Genomic DNA, 16,757 nt, shown 5'->3' on the forward strand with positions numbered 1-16,757 from the left:
GTCGTTACTCTCCCCAGTCCTCTTCGACCTCGGGGGCCACGGCGAGCAGCAGGGGCCGCGTGGTGACGACCTCCAGTTCGCTACGGCACTCGGGGCACTCGATGACCTCGCTCGCGGAGACGGAATCGTCGACCTTGAGCGGGCCGTCGCACTCGGGGCAGGTCTGGGTCGCGGTCGTCATGAGATGTCCTTCCGTTGGGTTGGTCGGTGCTGTGTTGTCCTGCGCGTGAATGGTGCGGTGAGTGGTACCGCCGTCGTGGGCGGTGGAGGGGGCTCCCCGGGGCTTCCCCGTGGGCGTTGCGGACGGTGGCGTGCGCGGGACCGGTGGTGCCGGTCTCTCACGTCCCGGCGGGTGCCCGGCCGGCCGCCGGTCCTTCGAGCGCTTCCATGACGGTCGCCGCGGTCCGCTCCGCGGTGATCCCGTAGCGGTCGAGCAGGTACTGCTGGCTGCCGGCGGTGTCGCTGAACCGGTCCGGCATCCCGATGCGCAGCACCCGCGTCGGGCGTGTCTCGGCCAGCGCCTCGCACACGGCGCCGCCGAGGCCGCCGCTGCGCCAGTGCTCCTCCACCGTGACCACCAGGGAAGCGTCCGCGCTCGCGCCGAGCAGCGTCTCGGTGTCGAGCGGCCGCAGGGTGTGCATGTTCAGCACGCACGCGGAGACTCCGCGTGCGGCCAGCAGCTCCGCGGCCTCGGTGCAGGCCGTCACGGGATGGGGTCCGCAGCCCACGAGCACGACGTCCGTTCCGGGGCGCAGCAGTTGGGCGCGGCCGATGACCGCGGGCTCGTCGCAGGGGACGGCCGGTGTCGCCTTGCGGCCGAGCCGCACGTACATCGGGCCCGGCAGGTCGCGGCTCTGCTCGACCACCCCGGCGGTGGCGGCCGCGTCGGCGGGGACGACGACGGTCATGGTGGGCAGCGCCCGCATGACGGTCAGGTCTTCCAACGCCTGGTGCGTGGGGCCGAGATGGCCGGCCGCGAGCCCGCCGTGTGTGGCCATGATCCGTACCGGCAGCTCCGGGTAGGCGATGTCGACCTTCACGGCCTCCAGCGCCCGCGCGCTCGCGAATCCGGCCATCGTGTTGACGAACGGCATCCGGCCGAGGGATGCGAGTCCCGCGGCGATGCCCATCAGGTTGTGCTCGGCGATGCCGAGGTTGACGTAGCGCTCACCGGCCGCCTCGGTGTGGCGCGGGCCGAACAGCCCGGTGTCGGTGTCCAGGCACATCAGCCGCGGGTCGTCGGGAAGCAGCTCCATCAGACGGTCGCGGTAGGCCTCGCGGGTCACCCCGGGAGCCCCGGCCTCGCGCTCCTGATGCGCGGCGAGCCCGCGTCCGGCCGCCCGGCCGGTCCTCCTCGTGCTCTGTGTGCTCCGCGCGCGGCCGGTGTCGGCGTCGCCCGCGGTATGCGTGTCGCGCTCGGTGGTCGTGGTCATTTCTCGTCCTCCTTTCCGGTCGTTCGGTCCTCTTCCGTGCTCCTGACGCCCTCCCCGGAACGGCGCAGCACAGCGCGCGCCTTGGCGAGGTTGCGTTCGGAGAAGGTCACGTAGTGGCAGGCCGGGCGGCCCTCCAGGAACGGCAGGCCGTGTCCCTTGGTGGTCCTCGCGATGACGACGCTGGGCCGGCCCGGCTCCCACGGCGCACTGCCGAGTGCCTCGGTCAGCTCGCCCAGGTCGTGGCCGTCGAACTCGCGCACCGCCCAGCCGAAGCTGCGCCAGCGGTCCGCGAGCGGTTCCATCGCGGCGATCCCGTCCGTGGGCCCCGTCAGCTGCAGGCTGTTGCGGTCCACCACCGCGACCAGCCGGTCGAGGCCCAGTGACGCGGCGCCGATGGCTGCCTCCCAGACCGAGCCCTCCTGGAGTTCGCCGTCGCCCATGAGCACGAACGTCCTGCTGTCCCTGCCCTCCAGCCGGGTCCCCAGCGCGAAGCCGCAGCCCAGCGCGAGTCCGTGACCGAGTGATCCGGTGGCCGCCTCGACTCCCTCCACCGCCCGTACCGGGTGGCCGAGCAGCCGGCTTCCGGGGCGCGCGTAGGTGTCCAGCTCACCGACGGGGAAGTAACCGCGCTCGGCGAGCGTCGCGTACAGCCCGACGGCCGCGTGTCCCTTGCTGAGGACGAAGCGGTCGCGCTCGGGCGCGTCGGGCCGGTCCGGGTACACGTTCATCACGTCGAAGTACAGGGCGGTCATGATCTCCGTCGCGGAGTACGCGCCGCCGAGGTGTCCGCCCTCGGGTCCCGCGCACATGTCCGCGACGTGTTCCCTGATGCGGGTGGCCCTCTCCCGCAGGGCGTCCAGGTCCGTCGTCCGCCGTGCCCGGGGCAGGGTCGTCGTCATGCCGTCACCCCCGCGAAGCTGCCCACGGTGTCCAGGTGCTGCCAGGTCTTCTCGAACGCGTCCGCGTACCGGTCCAGGAGCGCGCCGCTGCCGGGGTTGAGGTGGCGTTTCTGGATGGTCAGGGAATCCCGTACGACCTCGTGGCTCACGGGGTACTGCGCGTGCGAGTGGACCGAGTGCTGCGAGCCGTACGAGCCGGCGGGCGGCCGTTCCTCGCCCGCGTCCAGCGCCGCCCAGGGGTAGCCGCGACCGAAGCCGGCGCGCTCGCGGAAGACCGTCTGGTCGGGCAGCGGCATCAGCTGGTACCGGGACATCGGCACGCCCTCCGCGCGCAGCACCCGGCGCAGCGCGTCCCTGAAACGTTCCGGGGTGACGCCGTGAAGACCGGCGGCTGCCGGGTCGAACCGGAAGCGCAGGATGTGCCACACGTGGGTGGTGCCGGCCAGTGGCCGTGGCACGGTGAGGCCGGGCAGGTCGCGCAGACGGCCGAGGAACCGGCCGATGTTGGTCTGGCGTGCCTGCTCATACTCCTCGAAGCGGCTCAGCTGCGCGGTGGCGAAGGCGGCCTGGATACCGTTCATCTTCTGGTTCCAGCCGAGTTGGTGGGAGACGTAGTCGCGCTCCTTGCCGCTCTCCATCACCTCGCCGAACTGGCGGGCGCGGCGGGCCGATTCGGCAAGCGTGTCGTCGTTGGTCACCAGCAGCCCGCCCTCGCCGCAGGTCGGGATGTTCTTGGTGACCTGGAGGCTGAAGGCGCCCATGTCCCCGAGGCCGCCCACCGGGCTGCCGTGGTGGGTCGCTCCCGGTGCCTGTGCGGCGTCCTCGACCACCGCGATGCCGTGGCGGCGGGCGATGTCGTTGATGCGGTCCATGTCCGCCGGCGCGCCGTGCAGGTGAACGGGGATGATCGCGCGGGTCCTCGAAGTGATGCGGCGCTCGACGTCCGCCGGGTCCAGGTTGAAGGTGACGGGGTCGACGTCGGCGAAGACGGGCACGGCCATGTTGTGCAGCGGGGCGAGCCCGGTCGCGATGAACGTCAGTGCCGGCACGATCACTTCACTGCCGGGTCCCACGCCGAGCGCGGACAGCGCGAGCGAGAGCGCCGCGGTACCGTTCGCGACAGCCACGCAGTGGCCGAAGCCGAACCGTTCGGCCCACTGCCGCTCCAGCGAACTGACCGGTGTCTCGCCGTCCGCGTCGGACACGAACCGTCCGCCGTCCAGGGCGTCGAGCACCGCCTTGCGGTCCTCGTCCTCGATCACCGGCCACTCCACGTGGCGTTCGGTCTTCGCCACGGCGGGTGTACCGCCGAGTACTGCGAGCTTGTTCATGTCGTCCTCTCTGGCGGCGAGGGACTCCCGCGCCGCCGGTACGGTCACAACGCCCCGGTCACAACGCCCCGACGGCGCGTCGGACGGCCTCGATCGCGTCGGTGTAGCGCCACCGCAGCACCTCCGCGTGCCGGCGCAGGTCTGCCGCCGCTCCGGCCGGGTCGTCCAGGGAATGTGCCCCGGTGATCCGCAGCGGGGTCCACGCGTGCGCGACGCTCTCCACGGCACGGCCGGCTCCGGCGAGTGCCGGCAGCCGCCAGGCGGTCCCCCGCTCTCGCAGGAGTTCGCCGTGGAGTGCCGCTTGCGCCTGCATGCCCCAGCCGAACGGGTAGAGCTCCTGCAGCGGGCGGGTCTCGCCGGCCCGTGCGCCGGCTGCCAACTCCCTTGCGTAGCGGTCGAGTCCGGCCAGCCCGGCGTACCCCTCCCCCTCCCCCGGCTCCTCGAACTGCTCCAGGTTCGCGCGCAGCCAGCCGGCGAGGCGGCCGGGGTCGGGAACCGCCTGGGCCTCTCCCGCCGAGACGGCGAGGCACCGCCGGCTGATCTCCGAGTCGCTGAAGAAGGCGTCCTGATGGTCCTGCGGGTTCGCCGACCCCCAGCTGCGCAGGAAGTCGTCGACCGGGAGCGGCCCCTGGAACGCCGGGGGCATCGCGTCGGACACGTGGACCAGGCCCCTGCGTTCGTCGAGGCCGTACACGACGAGCAGATGCGCGGCGTGCACGTCGCCGAAGGCCGGCCGGAAGGGGAGGTAGTAGTTGTCCACGGCGGCGATGACGAGTCGGCGTTCCGCCAGCGACTCCCGGATCTCACGCAGTGGATCGTCCTGGTTTTCGGGGCGCCACCAGGAGGACGTCACGTCGTGGTGGGGGAACAGGCTGCGGCCGAGGTCTCCCCGGTACCTGCACGGGTAGTAGAACTCCTCCGACCGTACGTCACCCGGGACGTGACGGAACTCCCAGCCCGCGCCGAGCGCGGGCAGCGGCTCGGTACCCGTGTGGGCCAGCACGGAGGCGAACGTGGACTGGAGGCAGCTGACGGGGTCCCGGTACCAGAGCAGGGGCGTCTCGGTCCGTGCGGGAGCGAGCGGTTCACTGGTCATGGCCGGCCTCCGGGTTCTCGGTGGACGTGTGCGGGGCGACGGACCCATCCCGTACGACGGGCCGCTGCGGCGGTGTCGCCGACTCCTGCAATGTGGCGGCGAAGACGTGGACGGCCGCGTTGGGGGGCAGCCGGAATCCCGTCAGGACCGAGCGGCGCGTCACCGGGATCCGCTGCGACCACATCGCGGCCTGTACGTGTCGCTGGACGTGGTGCGGATAGTGCATCACCGGCGTCCGGTAGGCCTCCGTCTCGCCGAACCATGCCGGCGCCACCCAGAAGTCGGAGACACGCAGCCACTCGGCGTCGACGCCGCCGTCCTCGAAGTGCATCTCCACGACGTCCTCGGCGCGCCTCTCGGACGCCGCGAGCACATGCAGCCAGTCGTAGCGACCGGGCGGGACCGGCACGAACTGCCCGTCACAGCGCACGTTGTCGTCGCCTGCCGCGATCCTCGGGAACACGTACGGGACACCGCCGACACTCACCGGCTCACGCCCCGCGGGGCCGCCGGGCAGGAACTCCGCCGGGAACGAGTTGCCCCAGACGTTGAACGATCCGCGGGAGGTGTCGTCCGCCGTGGAGACGCCGATGTTGTTGACGTACGGCGCCAGGTCCACGGTTCGGCACGGCGCGCTCCCCCCGGCCGTACCGGAGGCGCTCCCCGTGTCGACGGGGCCCGTGGCGGTGATGGATGCGAATAGGTCGGTCACGATCACTCCCCTGGTCTCCCACCTGCAACAGGGCTGCGATGGGGATTCCTTCTCCATCGGGCTTCTCCATCAAGACAAACACCGGGGAACGCGTGCGTCCTCCGTCACACGCTTACACGTGCGAGCCGATTTCTCATCCACGCGCCGTAATCCGGGCATCATCGCGATGATTTTCGCGTAGTCGCCTGTATGGCCGCGCCCGGAACCGGAGGCCGACATACGGCATGAAATGAGGAATGCCGCAGTTCGCGATGTCATCACCACGATTACCCCGGGAGCAACGGCGCGTCCAGGAAGGTCGGTTCGCCGCGACGCAGGGCCCCGCCCCGGGTGTACCGTCCAGGAAAACGGAAACGGAGAATTCAAGCGATTCCAGAGATTCGAGCGAAGGCGGTTATGGTGAGCGAGAATTCGGATACGGAGACCACGGGCGTGACCACGCGGCCACGCGTCATCGCCCTGTGGAGCGCGCCACGTTCACGCTCCACGGCTTTTCTCCGCATGATGATGGAGCGCGGTGATCTCACGACGCTCCACGAGCCGTTCTCCCACCGATCGGACTTCGGCTCCACGGAGGTGGCGGGACGCACGGTGACCACGGAGCCCGATCTCATCGAGGCGATTCGCGAACTGGCGCTCACGGCCCCCGTCTTCTTCAAGGACACGACGGACTTCCGCTTCCCCGGGGTGCTCGCGGACCCGCGCTTCCTCGCGGAGGTCCGGCACACCTTCATCATCCGCAGGCCGGACGAGGTCATCGCCTCGCACTACGCGCTCGATCCGGAGGTCACCGCCGACGGCATCGGCTTCGGCAGGCTGCACGAGTTGTTCGAGGCCGTCCGCACGGCAACCGGGACCACGCCCGCGGTGGTGGACTCCGACGATCTGCTCGACGACCCGGCGGCCACCGTGCGGCTCTACTGCGAGAGCGTGGGGCTGCCCTTCCGGGCCGACACCCTGACCTGGGCGAGCGGCATGCGCGAGGAATGGCAGAAGGCCTCAAAGTGGCATGCGGACGCCGGCAGGAGCGGCGGATTCACCCGCACGGAGCGCACTTACGAGTTCACGGTGGACAACCATCCCGTGCTCGCGGAGCACCACCGCAGGCAGAAGCCGTACTACGACGATCTGTACCGGCACCGGTTGCCCGTCCACGCGTGACCCGCACGCACCCGGCGACCGCCCGTGGCCCCCGCGCCCGGCGGGTCCGGTGGCCGCCCGGCGAACGGAAGGACTGTGATGAACGCACGCCCCTGGCCACGTCCGACACGCGGCAACCTGCGGTTGGCCGCCGTGCTCGGTCTGCTGACCGTCACCGCGATCTGGGGCGCCACGTTCCTGGTCGTCAAGGACGCCACCGCGCACATGTCCGTATGGGGCTTCCTGGCATGGCGGTTCGGGATCGCCGCGGTGGCGATGGCCGCGCTGCGGCCGGCCGCCGTCCTGCGCATCCGGCGCGACACGCTGGGCCCGGGGGCGGGCGCGGGACTGCTGCTGGGCGCCTCGTACATCCTGCAGACCTTCGGGCTGCAGCACACCTCGGCCGCCATCAGCGGGTTCCTGACCGGTCTCTTCGTCGTCTTCACACCGGTGCTCGCGCTGCTCCTGCTGCGCGAACGGCTCTCGCCGCCGGCATGGGCGGCCGTTGTGACCGCCGCTGTCGGCCTCGGCCTGATCACCATCACCGGCGTGGCGTTCGGCGCCGGTGAGGTGCTCACCCTGCTGTGCGCCGTCTGCTTCGCGCTGCACCTGCTGGCCCTCGGACGCTGGTCGCCGGGGCGTGACGCCTACGCACTGACCGTCGTACAGCTCGGGACGGCCTGTCTGATGAGCGTTCTCGGTGGGCTCGTCCAGGGGCCCTCCGGGCTGCGGCCGCCGGAGAACTGGAGTGCGTGGACGGGTGTCCTCGTCACCGCACTGCTGGCCTCCGCCTTCGCCTACATGGTGCAGACGTGGGCCCAGACGCACATGACACCCACACAGGCGGCGGTGGTGCTGACCATGGAACCGGTCTTCGCGGGGGTCTTCGCCGTCCTGGTCGGCGGCGAGCGCCTGACGATCGCCACCCTCGTGGGAGGCGCACTGGTCGTGGCGGCGATGTTCCTGGTGGAGGTCCCCGGCGCGTCGTCCGGGAAGGACCCGCAGACCGTCGATTCCGCACCGCCCGCCTCAGGAGGCGGGCCCGGCGGGACCGACGCGACCGGCAAGGCGGACAGGGGGGCCGGAGGAAGGTCCGGCGACGCGGAAACCGGAGGAAGCACCGGCAAGTCCGATGATGCCCGCGCGTCCGGCGCGACAGCCGGTGCGCGCCGGAGGGACACGCCGGACGAGGCGACGCGATGAGCGGCCGGCAGCAACGTCAGAGCAGGCCGGAGCTGAAGACGAACGAGACGAGCTGAGCCCGGTCGCGCACACCCAGCTTGTGCCGTAAGCGGTAGATGTGGGTCCGTACGGTCGCCACGCCGATCACGAGATACGTGGCGATCTCCTCGACCGACCTGCCCTCGCCCACCAGCAGCAGCACCTCCCGCTCGCGCGGGGTCAGCGACTCGACCTGCGGATCGGGTTCCGGGTCGGGGCCGAAGTCCTGGCTGCGAAACCACCCGACGAGCCGGCCCGTCACACTCGGCGCGAGCGTCACCTCACCCCGTGCGGCCGCCCTGACGGCCATCAGGACCTGCTCCGGCCGGGTCTCCTTCTCTATGAGGGTGCGCACGCCGGCCTTCAGCAGCGTCTCGACCGTCCGGTCCGTTATGTCGCTGGTGAACACGACGATCTTCGACTGCGCCTCACGGGAATCCTCATGGAGCAGCCGATGGATGAATTCCATTCCGTCCATGCCGTCCGGATGAAGGTCTGTTATCACCACATCGGGATCGGTCCTCCGGGCCATGATCAGCCCTTCCACCGCGCTGCCGGTGACCGCCACGTCCGTCACGTCGGCCACGGATTCGAATAAAGTCTTCAGTCCGTCCCGGACAACAGGAACGGAGTCACACACAAGGACACGCATCGTCAATCTCCACGTCTGCACGGATGAGCGGTCGGTGTTGACGGCGGACGGCCACTCGGCACGGGCGCCGCCGGTGAGCGTATGACTCTCGCGCCACGGCCGGAACGGAGACCGGGCACATTCAGCACTCCGGAAACACCTTCAGGCCGACCTTGGGGTGGAGCGACAGGCCGGCCAAAAGTGCACCGCAAAACAGAACACCGCGCATCGAGTGAAGAATGCCGCGCTCGTCCATTGCTCCGGGCCGAGTCCGCCGCTCGCGCGGCGGAGGTTCTCTATCACCCCCGGCATGCTGGGTCGCTGACCCAACTCTGCTTCCCCCTCTCCACGCCCCCAAGCGCCCCATCCATGCCAACGAACCTCTGTTTCCCGGGATTTGACCTTCGGACGACGACGGACGACGAGACCCCGGGGAGAGGGACGGGAGAGAGGGCTGCTCGGGGGGTGCGGTCGACCCGGGGGTGCACCCGGGTGCTGTCCGGATGGCCACGCTGTCCTTGCGGGAACCGCCGGCGAGGCAGGAGCGCGAGCGATGGGCCGAGGTGATCGATGATGCGGTCACCTGCTGCAGCACTGACCCGAAGGCGCGTGGCGACGACTGACCCACCGCCCCCGAATCGCTGATCCGTCCATGGGCGCCTCCCGGGTCCGCGACCTCGGCACCTGCGGCCCCCTACGGAAGGCGTGGCCCCGGGACGCAGCATGCCCCCACTCCACGTACACCGGAGGGGGCGCTTTGCCCCCCGCGCTCCGGGGAACGGCGTCAGATCCAGTCCTTGCGGCTGAAAACGAGGTACAGCGCCAGTGCCAGCAACACGATGACGCCGCTGGAGACGGCGAACCCCCACTCGTGAGCGAAGCCCGGGTACGGGACGTTCTGCCCGTAGAATCCGGTCACCGCGGTGGGCACGGCGATGATCGCCGCCCAGCTGGTCACCTTCTTCATGATGGTGTTCACCCGGTTGGCCTGGACGGCCAGGTTCGTCTCCACGACCGAGTTCATCAGGTCGCGCAATGACTCGGTCCATTCGGTGGCCCGCAGCACGTGGTCATAGACCTCCTGGTAATAGGGCGCGAGCGGCACGGTGACGAGTCGGAGGCCAGGGCGCATCAGGGTGTTGACGACCTCCCGCATCGGCAGCACCGTCCGCCGCAGGTCGACGAGTGACCTGCGCAGGACGAGTACCTGCCGCTGAACGGCGAGAACCTGTTCCCGCCCCTCGGCGAACACCAGGTCCTCCAGCTTCTCGATGGAGTCGTCGAGCGCTTGGACGGCACGGAAGTGCCCGTCGACGAGAAGGTCCAACAGGCCGTGAAGCAAGAACCCGACGCCCTCGGAGGCCAGTTCCGGGGAGCCGTCCCAGCGGGCCATCACCTCGTCGATGTCGATCCCGGGACTCTTACGGACGGTGATCAGCGCCTGGTTGGTGACGAACGCCGCGATTTCGCTGACGGACAGCGCGTCGCCGTCCTCGCCGACACTCGTCGCGTAGGCGTTCAGGTAGATGTGCGTGCGGTAATGATCGATCTTCGGGCGCTGGCCCTGGTGCAGGGCGTGCTCCACCGCGAGCTCGTGCAGACCACACTCTTCACCGATCACCGCGAATTCGTCATGCTCGGGCTCATAGAGGTCGAGCCAGATGACCGAGGCCGGATCGCGGAGGTACTCGGAGACGTCCTGGACGGGGAAATTCTCGGAGATCAGAGTGCCGTTGCGGTAGAGGCGGGTGCGCACCATGGACGCCGAGGGTAGCCGTCCGCGCCGCTCCCACCCGCGGTCGGCTCGCCGCCGTTGTTCCACGGACGCCGGACGCGACACCCTTCACCCTTCCGGCCGGACGAACGACCGGTCCGGTACCGCGCCGGGGGCGAAGCAATGCACGCCGAGGCCTGGCGGGTCCTGGCCCCGGGCGGGCGGCCGGCCCGGTGGGATGTGACGGCCGGTCCGGTCCAGCCACTCCACTTCCCCGTCATGTGGGCGGAGCGCGCCGAACTGAGTCACCTGGTGACCCCGGAGCGCCTGCGCGAGACCCTTGAGGAGGTCGGGTTCGAGCTCATCGCGTGGAACGACCTGACGGCGCTTCACGCCTGCGCGACGCCTGACCGACGCTGGCTTCGGGCAGCGGAGCAGGGCCCCGAGCCGACGGACGCGGCATCACCCGGCAGCCTCACCGCACCGCACCGCACCGCACCGCACCGGCTGAAGGGACCGTGCTGAGGCAAGGGTGCGGGCCGCTCACCGTGCCTTCCGGCGCGGGGGTCCCGTTTTCTCGGGCCGCTGTCAGTGCCACCGCCTGCCCCGGCCTGACCAGCGCCCTCATCCGCAGTCCGTCACTCACCTGGCGAGCCGGTTGACCCGGCAGGCCATGCGGCCGACGAACGTGCGGGGTGCCATGAACACACGCCTGGGTGAAGGCCCCTGACCCCCGCGCCCGTCCCCGTGCCCACCCCGGCGAGGTGTGGGCACGGGGACGGGCAACGTCAGCAGCCGTCGCTTCCGGCGGCCGGTACGACATCGGGGTGCTGCCCCAAGGTCGCACGAAGGATCAGTGTGTCCGCCTGCCAGGTGAGCGGCGAGGAGTACGAGGCGTACTCGTAGCAACCGCCCTGGTGCAGGCCCCCGATGATGCCGCTCACCTCGGTCAGATGGGTGCCGGGCAGCTCGGACAGCCACGGGCTGCCGCTGCTGCCGCCCACGTAGCCGTGGCAGTCGAATCCGGGGAATCCGTCCGTGTAGGCGACCGTGACCGAGCAGCGGATCGGCAGGTCGTCGATGCCGGCGTTGTAGGCGACGTCCGTGATGGCCTGACCCGCGCGGGGCGCGGGACCGAGGACGTTGGCGCCCGTCACGTCCTGGATCGCGGTCTTGCGGTGGCCGACCGACCGGTCGGCGACTTGCAGGATGGCGTAGTCGTACCGCGGGTCCTGACCGCTGCTCCACCGTGGGTCGACGTAGGCGTGAGTCACGGTCCATACACCGTACGGGGTGCGGCCGTTGCGATAGCCGGGGGCGAACTCCCAGCCGGCAGCCGTTCCCGAGACGCAGTGCGCGGCGGTCAGGAGGAGGTCGTGGTGGGGGCTCGCCACCACGCTGGCGGTGCACTCGTGGTGCTGGTCGAGCCCGTCGCGGAACAGGGGGCCCACGGTGGACGTACCGTCGAACGCGGTGGCCGTAGGAGTCCCGGGCGGCGCGGGCGGGTCGGCCAGCGCGGGTGTGGCGGACATGATCCCCATCGCCACCAGTGCCGTCGCGAGCACCGTGGCCACCCGGGCTCGGGAGAATCTGATCATGTGTGGGACCCTTCACTCGAACGGCCGGCTGGAGTCGGCTGGCTATGTGGATATAAGACACCGGATGTGCTGGTCAGCGGATCAGCGGACGCCGATCAGTGGACGATCGTCCCCTGACCCCGCAGGCCCACGGCTCCGCACATGACATCGGCCCGGACCGGAGTGCCGCCGGTTCCCAGCACGATGCGGAACGCTACCCCCCGATCCGTCGGCGGAACAGGGGTGTTGGGTCTACTGCCCAGACCAGCTCCCACAACCTGGGCGAAGCGGAATCAACAGGCGTCCTGTTGCCATCACTCCTGCTACGAGCAGCGTCGGTGATCAACCGGCGTGGCGGGCCGGCCCTCGACCAGACCGGAGAGAGGCGCGGCGACAACGAACGGGCGGTCGGTCCCGGCCAGGGCGTCGCCGAGGGTCTGGACCGCGGCGCGTTCGCAGCGGTCGGACTCCGCGGGGTTGCCCCAGTCGTGCTTGTTGGCCAGGTGGATGACCGCGTCCGCCTGGGCGGCGCCTCGTTGCAGCGAGGCGAGATCGTCCAGGTCACCGCGGACGACGCCGGCGCCCTTGGCCACGAGAGCCTGCTCGGCCCGGTCGGATCGGGCCAGGCCGACGACGTGGTGGCCCGTCGAGATGAGTTCGTCGACAACGGCGGATCCGATCCAGCCGGTCGCTCCAGTGACAAATGCACGCATGAGCGTGACCTCCTTCGCCCGGAAAGGGGCAAGTGATGGATGGAGAGGGAGGGGAGTGCCCTGACCACGGCGCGGGCGCCGCGTCAGGTGGTGTGTGGGCCCTCGGCTACCGCGGCGCGATCCGGTGGGCCCGGCGGGCCCCTGCGACGACGAGGGCTCCGGCAAGGAGCACGACGAGTGCGGCGGCGCGCAGCGCGGTGTCAGCGCCGTGGGTGAATGCCTCGGTGACGGCGGTGTGGTCGGCTGGCGCCGGCATGAGCGCTTCCTGCACCGTGTGCGGGAGCGGCGAGTGACGGCTCAGGTCGGTGGGCAGGTGGTCGGTGAACCCCGCGGTGACGATGGTGCCGACGACAGCCACGCCCAGAGCGCTGCCCAGTTCGCGGGTCGCACGCTGCAGACCTCCGGCGATGCCCGCCCTCTCGACGGGCAGGGCCGAAAAGATCTGGGCGGTCAGACAGGGGGCGGCCAGCATGATGCCGAGCCCGACGACGAACAGGGCGACCGCGTACACGGGGTAGGCCATGGTCGAGGCGTACGAGGGGCCGAGGAGGCCGGCGCCGGTGAGTACGAAGGCCGCGCAGAGGGTCGCGGGGATGCCGAGGCGGCGGATGAGCCCGGGAACGTAGCGGGTGCCCACCAGGAGCGGGATGGTCAGCGGGATGATCCCGAGCCCCGCCTCCAGGACGGAGAAGCCGCGTCCGTATTGCAGGAGTGAGGCGTTGACGTAGAAGAGTCCGAAGGTTTCCGAAGAACGTGATCGTCATGCCGACGCCGGCGGTGCTGAGTGCTGGGCTGCGAAACAGCCGCGGGTCGAGCAGCGGATGGAAAACGCGCAGTTCGACACGCACCCAGCACAGGCCCAGCAGGATGCCGCAGGCGAAGGCGGCGAGGACGACCGTGCTGCCCCACCCCTGTTCGGGCCGTTCGATGATTCCGATCAGCAGTGACACGACGGCTGCCACGCACAACAGCGTGCCGGGCAGGTCGAGGGTGCGCTCCTGCCGGGCGCTGCGCGGCGCCGACCGGGCCGCCCACACCGAGCAGCCGGCCGCGATGAGGGCGACCGCCATGAACAGCGCGCGCCAGGAACCCGTACTCAGCACCGCGCCGCCCCCGACGTTGCCGACGACACCGCCGATTCCGGAGGCCGCCGCCCAGATGGCCGGCGCGTGCGGGCGGCGCCCGGGGGCAGTGGCGTGCAGGAGGATGCCGACGCAGTTGGGCAGGACGCAGGCGGCGCCGAGGCCCGTGACGGCGCGCCCGGCCAGCATGATCGCCACGTCCGGGGCCGTGGCCGACACGACAGCGCCGCAGGCGAATATGCCGAGCCCCGCCATGAGGACCCCCTTGCGGCCGAGCTTGTCGCCGGCCGCACCGGCGGGGATGACCAGGCAGGCGAAGATCACGACATAGGCGTCGACGATCCACAGCAGGTCCGACAGGTGCACCGCACGACACTCAGCCCTGATCGAGGCCGCCGCCTTCCCGTTCCGCATCGCGTTCCTGCGATACCACGGGCCCGTTGTGGCCGGACCGGATCTGCGGTCCGCGACCGGCGCGGGGACAGAACGGGGGAGGGCTGCGCCCTGCTCCTCCTGCTCGCGGGCAGCGATCAACGCTACGTGAGCCCTGATGAGATGGAGGAGCTCAGGGCCGGCCACCAGGCGCCGAGGGACCTCCGACCTCCTGGTACGTCACCGTGCCTCGACGCGAGGGCCGGCAGCCCCGCGCAGGGTCCCCAGCCCGAACGCCGGACATGGGCCCCGCGCCCGGCCCACGCCTCTCAGGCCCATGAGCGGGCCCCGATCGCCACGGGCGCGCGGTCCTCCACCTCTGCCCGCTCGTCAGGCCCGACGCAGTGCGGCGCGGCCCGCGAAGCGCGCAGAGTCACCCAACTCCTCTTCAATTCTGATCAGTTGGTTGTACTTGGCGGTGCGGTCCGAGCGGGAGAGCGAGCCCGTCTTGATCTGACCGCAGCCGGTCGCCACTGCCAGATCCGCGATGGTGGTGTCCTCCGTCTCGCCTGAGCGGTGTGACATGACAGCCGTCCAGCCCGCCTCGTGGGCCACGGCCACCGCGGTCAGCGCCTCGGTCAGGGTCCCGATCTGATTGACCTTGACCAGCACCGAGTTGCCGACGCCGGTGCGGATACCCTCGCGCAGCAGCGTCTCGTTGGTGCAGAACACGTCGTCCCCGGTGAGCTGACAGCGCTCGCCGACGCGGGCGGTCAACTCGCGCCAGCCCTCCAGGTCGTTCTCCGCCATCGGGTCCTCGATGGAGAGGACCGGGTAGGCGTCGATGAGCCCGGCAAGGTGGTCGGCGTGCTCGGAGGGAGTACGGCGCACCCCCTCGCCCGCGTAGTCGTACAGCCCCTCGCGGAAGAACTCCGACGACGCCGGGTCCATGACCAGGCCGATGTCCGTGCCGGGACGGTAGCCGGTGCGCTCGATGGCGGTCATCACGAAGTCGAGGGCCTCCTCGGCGGTACGCAGCGCCGGCGCGAAGCCCCCCTCGTCGCCGACGCCCGTGGAGTGCCCGGCGGCCAGCAGATCGCGGCGCAGGGTGTGGAAGACCTCGCTGCCCATGCGGACGGCTTCGGCAAAGGTGTCCGCGCCCACGGGCGCGATCATGAACTCCTGGAAATCCAGCGGGTTGTCGGCGTGGGCGCCGCCGTTGACGATGTTCATCATCGGCAGGGGCAGGAGGTGGGCGTCCGCGCCGCCGAGGTAGCGGTAGAGGGGCTGGCGGTGGGCCGTCGCAGCGGCCTTGGCGGCGGCGAGGGAGACGCCGAGGATCGCGTTGGCGCCGAGCCGGGACTTCGTGGCGGTGCCGTCGAGGGCGACCAGCGCGGCGTCGAGACCCGCCTGGTCCCCCGCGTCCCGGCCGCGCACCGACGCCGCGATCTCCCCGTTGACGTGGGCCACCGCGCGGTCGACGCCCTTGCCGTGCCAGCGCGACGCGTCTCCGTCGCGCAGTTCCACGGCCTCCCGAGCGCCGGTGGAGGCACCGGAGGGGACCGCCGCGCGCCCGAGGGACCCGTCCGCCAGGACCACGTCGACCTCGACCGTGGGGTTGCCCCGGCTGTCGATGATCCGGCGGGCGGTGACGGTCTCGATAGCGGCGTCAATGGTTCCGACTGCCTGTGCGGACATGGGAGTTCCTTCCCGTTGTCGTATGCCGCGACCCCGGCTGCGACGGCGCTGGCGCTGAGCCCGACCAGGCAAACAATACAGCAATGCTGCTCAGTTTTGCTGTACAGCATTGCTGTGCAGGTCAGAAGCACAGCCACGCTGACCAACGGGGTAAAGTGCCGTATGCCCACCTCGGAAGCCGCCGCCATCGCCGCTGAACTGCGCACCGCGATGGGCAAGCTCACCCGACGCGTCAAACACGAGGACCGCATCCCGCTGAGCCAGGTCGCCGTGCTCGGTGCACTCGACCGCGACGGCGCCATGACCACCAGCGACCTCGCCGCCGATCAGCGCGTACGCCCCCAGTCGATGGCCCGGGCCGTGGGATTGCTCATGGAGCAGAACCTGATCACGCGCCGTACGCACCCCACGGACGGCCGCAAGTCGCTGGTCGAACTTTCGGACGCGGGCCGGGCCGCGCTCGAAGCGGAACGCGGCCGCAGGGCCGGTTGGCTCGCTCAGGCCATCGAGGCCGAACTCACCGATGAAGAGCGGGACTTGCTGGCTCGAAGCGCCACGCTGCTGGACCGGCTGGCCACACGCTAGACGAGCGATCGCCATGTGCCCGCCGGCCGCCGCGCCTGACCGTGGCGTCCTCGGTGGTCTCGGGCCGCATCTGCGTGCGGCGTGGCCTACCCTTTCGACGTGACCGGGCCGACGCAGGTCGAAGAACCGTCGGCGGCCCGCAGTGACCGGGGCGCCGTCGCCACCCGCGCGGCTGTGTCCGGCCCACCGCGGACGGCACCGCGCCCTCGCTGTACTGCATGCCTTCGACGAAGCCTCGCGCGGCACCGAGCCCGCTGGCGTCGGAGCCGTGGAACCGCGAGAAGCCCCGTGGCGAGGTCGTAGACCAGAGCGCCACTCAGCACGCACGCGGCCCGCACGACCGGCTCAGCGAGGCTGAACCACCTCGGTAGCCGCCCGTGGCCCGGCCGTGCCGTCGCCAGTCGCCGCCCGCGAGGGCCGGGCGGGCCCGACGCTCGTCGCCGCCGACACCAACCAACTGCTCCCCGGTGCGCGCGTCCTCGTCTGGGCGCTCCCGCGCAGCGACGACAGTCCGCGTGCGGAGTCGATGCCGACCTTCCCGCCGAGGTCGCCG

15 protein-coding genes and 2 pseudogenes are annotated in these 16,757 nt (G+C 70.8%); 4 read left to right on the forward strand and 13 right to left on the reverse strand.

Annotated elements, in window-relative coordinates:
* Positions 1–4: 4 nt before the first annotated feature.
* From OG310_RS01575 to OG310_RS01600, 6 genes are all read right to left on the reverse strand, one after another.
* Positions 5–181, reverse strand: coding sequence for a lysine biosynthesis protein LysW (locus OG310_RS01575; protein WP_329454047.1), 177 nt, complete (start codon positions 179–181; stop codon positions 5–7).
* A gap of 157 nt (positions 182–338) precedes the next feature.
* Positions 339–1,433: a transketolase family protein gene (locus OG310_RS01580; protein ID WP_329454048.1), complete on the reverse strand. Its 1,095-nt coding sequence runs from the start codon at positions 1,431–1,433 to the stop codon at positions 339–341.
* Positions 1,430–2,332 carry a transketolase gene (locus OG310_RS01585; protein ID WP_329454049.1) on the reverse strand — a complete coding sequence of 301 codons (903 nt, stop codon included), beginning with the start codon at positions 2,330–2,332 and terminating at the stop codon, positions 1,430–1,432. Before OG310_RS01585 ends, OG310_RS01580 begins: the two co-directional genes overlap by 4 nt.
* Positions 2,329–3,663, reverse strand: coding sequence for a DegT/DnrJ/EryC1/StrS family aminotransferase (locus OG310_RS01590; RefSeq protein WP_329454050.1), 1,335 nt, complete (start codon positions 3,661–3,663; stop codon positions 2,329–2,331). Before OG310_RS01590 ends, OG310_RS01585 begins: the two co-directional genes overlap by 4 nt.
* A 58-nt stretch (positions 3,664–3,721) precedes the next feature.
* Positions 3,722–4,759 (reverse strand): BtrH N-terminal domain-containing protein, encoded by a 1,038-nt coding sequence (locus tag OG310_RS01595; protein ID WP_329454051.1) that lies wholly within the window; start codon positions 4,757–4,759, stop codon positions 3,722–3,724.
* Positions 4,749–5,471 (reverse strand): hypothetical protein, encoded by a 723-nt coding sequence (locus tag OG310_RS01600; RefSeq protein ID WP_329454052.1) that lies wholly within the window; start codon positions 5,469–5,471, stop codon positions 4,749–4,751. The genes OG310_RS01595 and OG310_RS01600 overlap by 11 nt, the downstream gene beginning before the upstream one ends.
* A 432-nt stretch (positions 5,472–5,903) precedes the next feature.
* Here OG310_RS01600 and OG310_RS01605 point away from each other — a divergent pair, with 432 nt between their 5' ends.
* Both OG310_RS01605 and OG310_RS01610 read left to right on the forward strand, forming a co-directional pair.
* Positions 5,904–6,632: a sulfotransferase family protein gene (locus tag OG310_RS01605; protein ID WP_329454053.1), complete on the forward strand. Its 729-nt coding sequence runs from the start codon at positions 5,904–5,906 to the stop codon at positions 6,630–6,632.
* 78 nt (positions 6,633–6,710) lie between these two features.
* Positions 6,711–7,814 (forward strand): DMT family transporter, encoded by a 1,104-nt coding sequence (locus OG310_RS01610; RefSeq protein ID WP_329454054.1) that lies wholly within the window; start codon positions 6,711–6,713, stop codon positions 7,812–7,814.
* A 16-nt stretch (positions 7,815–7,830) separates the two neighbouring features.
* Here OG310_RS01610 and OG310_RS01615 read toward each other — a convergent pair whose 3' ends face one another.
* Positions 7,831–8,484: a response regulator transcription factor gene (locus OG310_RS01615; RefSeq protein ID WP_329454055.1), complete on the reverse strand. Its 654-nt coding sequence runs from the start codon at positions 8,482–8,484 to the stop codon at positions 7,831–7,833.
* 763 nt (positions 8,485–9,247) lie between these two features.
* The gene (locus OG310_RS01620) at positions 9,248–10,222 is read right to left on the reverse strand and encodes a magnesium transporter CorA family protein (protein WP_329454056.1); all 975 of its coding nucleotides are present in this window, start codon (positions 10,220–10,222) and stop codon (positions 9,248–9,250) included.
* Positions 10,223–10,456: 234 nt separating this feature from the next.
* Between OG310_RS01620 and OG310_RS01625 the strand changes: the two genes are divergently transcribed.
* Positions 10,457–10,702 carry a hypothetical protein gene (locus tag OG310_RS01625; protein WP_329454057.1) on the forward strand — a complete coding sequence of 82 codons (246 nt, stop codon included), beginning with the start codon at positions 10,457–10,459 and terminating at the stop codon, positions 10,700–10,702.
* A 263-nt stretch (positions 10,703–10,965) separates the two neighbouring features.
* On the opposite strand, the gene OG310_RS01630 is transcribed toward OG310_RS01625, so the two are convergent.
* The 5 genes and pseudogenes from OG310_RS01630 to eno all read right to left on the reverse strand — a co-directional run bounded on the left by OG310_RS01630 (position 10,966) and on the right by eno (position 15,619).
* The gene (locus OG310_RS01630) at positions 10,966–11,775 is read right to left on the reverse strand and encodes a trypsin-like serine peptidase (RefSeq protein WP_329454058.1); all 810 of its coding nucleotides are present in this window, start codon (positions 11,773–11,775) and stop codon (positions 10,966–10,968) included.
* Positions 11,776–12,095: 320 nt separating this feature from the next.
* Positions 12,096–12,467 (reverse strand): annotated as a pseudogene (locus OG310_RS01635) (NAD-dependent epimerase/dehydratase family protein); the annotation flags it as partial.
* 106 nt (positions 12,468–12,573) lie between these two features.
* Positions 12,574–13,104: a hypothetical protein gene (locus OG310_RS01640; RefSeq protein ID WP_329460532.1), complete on the reverse strand. Its 531-nt coding sequence runs from the start codon at positions 13,102–13,104 to the stop codon at positions 12,574–12,576.
* A gap of 211 nt (positions 13,105–13,315) precedes the next feature.
* Positions 13,316–13,963 (reverse strand): annotated as a pseudogene (locus OG310_RS01645) (MFS transporter); the annotation flags it as partial.
* 348 nt (positions 13,964–14,311) lie between these two features.
* The gene (gene eno, locus OG310_RS01650) at positions 14,312–15,619 is read right to left on the reverse strand and encodes a phosphopyruvate hydratase (protein WP_329454059.1); all 1,308 of its coding nucleotides are present in this window, start codon (positions 15,617–15,619) and stop codon (positions 14,312–14,314) included.
* A gap of 162 nt (positions 15,620–15,781) precedes the next feature.
* Between eno and OG310_RS01655 the strand changes: the two genes are divergently transcribed.
* The gene (locus OG310_RS01655) at positions 15,782–16,204 is read left to right on the forward strand and encodes a MarR family winged helix-turn-helix transcriptional regulator (protein ID WP_329454060.1); all 423 of its coding nucleotides are present in this window, start codon (positions 15,782–15,784) and stop codon (positions 16,202–16,204) included.
* Positions 16,205–16,757: the final 553 nt, after the last annotated feature.

It is taken from the genome of Streptomyces sp. NBC_01497, from assembly GCF_036250695.1.
In the GTDB taxonomy this organism is placed as follows: domain Bacteria; phylum Actinomycetota; class Actinomycetes; order Streptomycetales; family Streptomycetaceae; genus Streptomyces.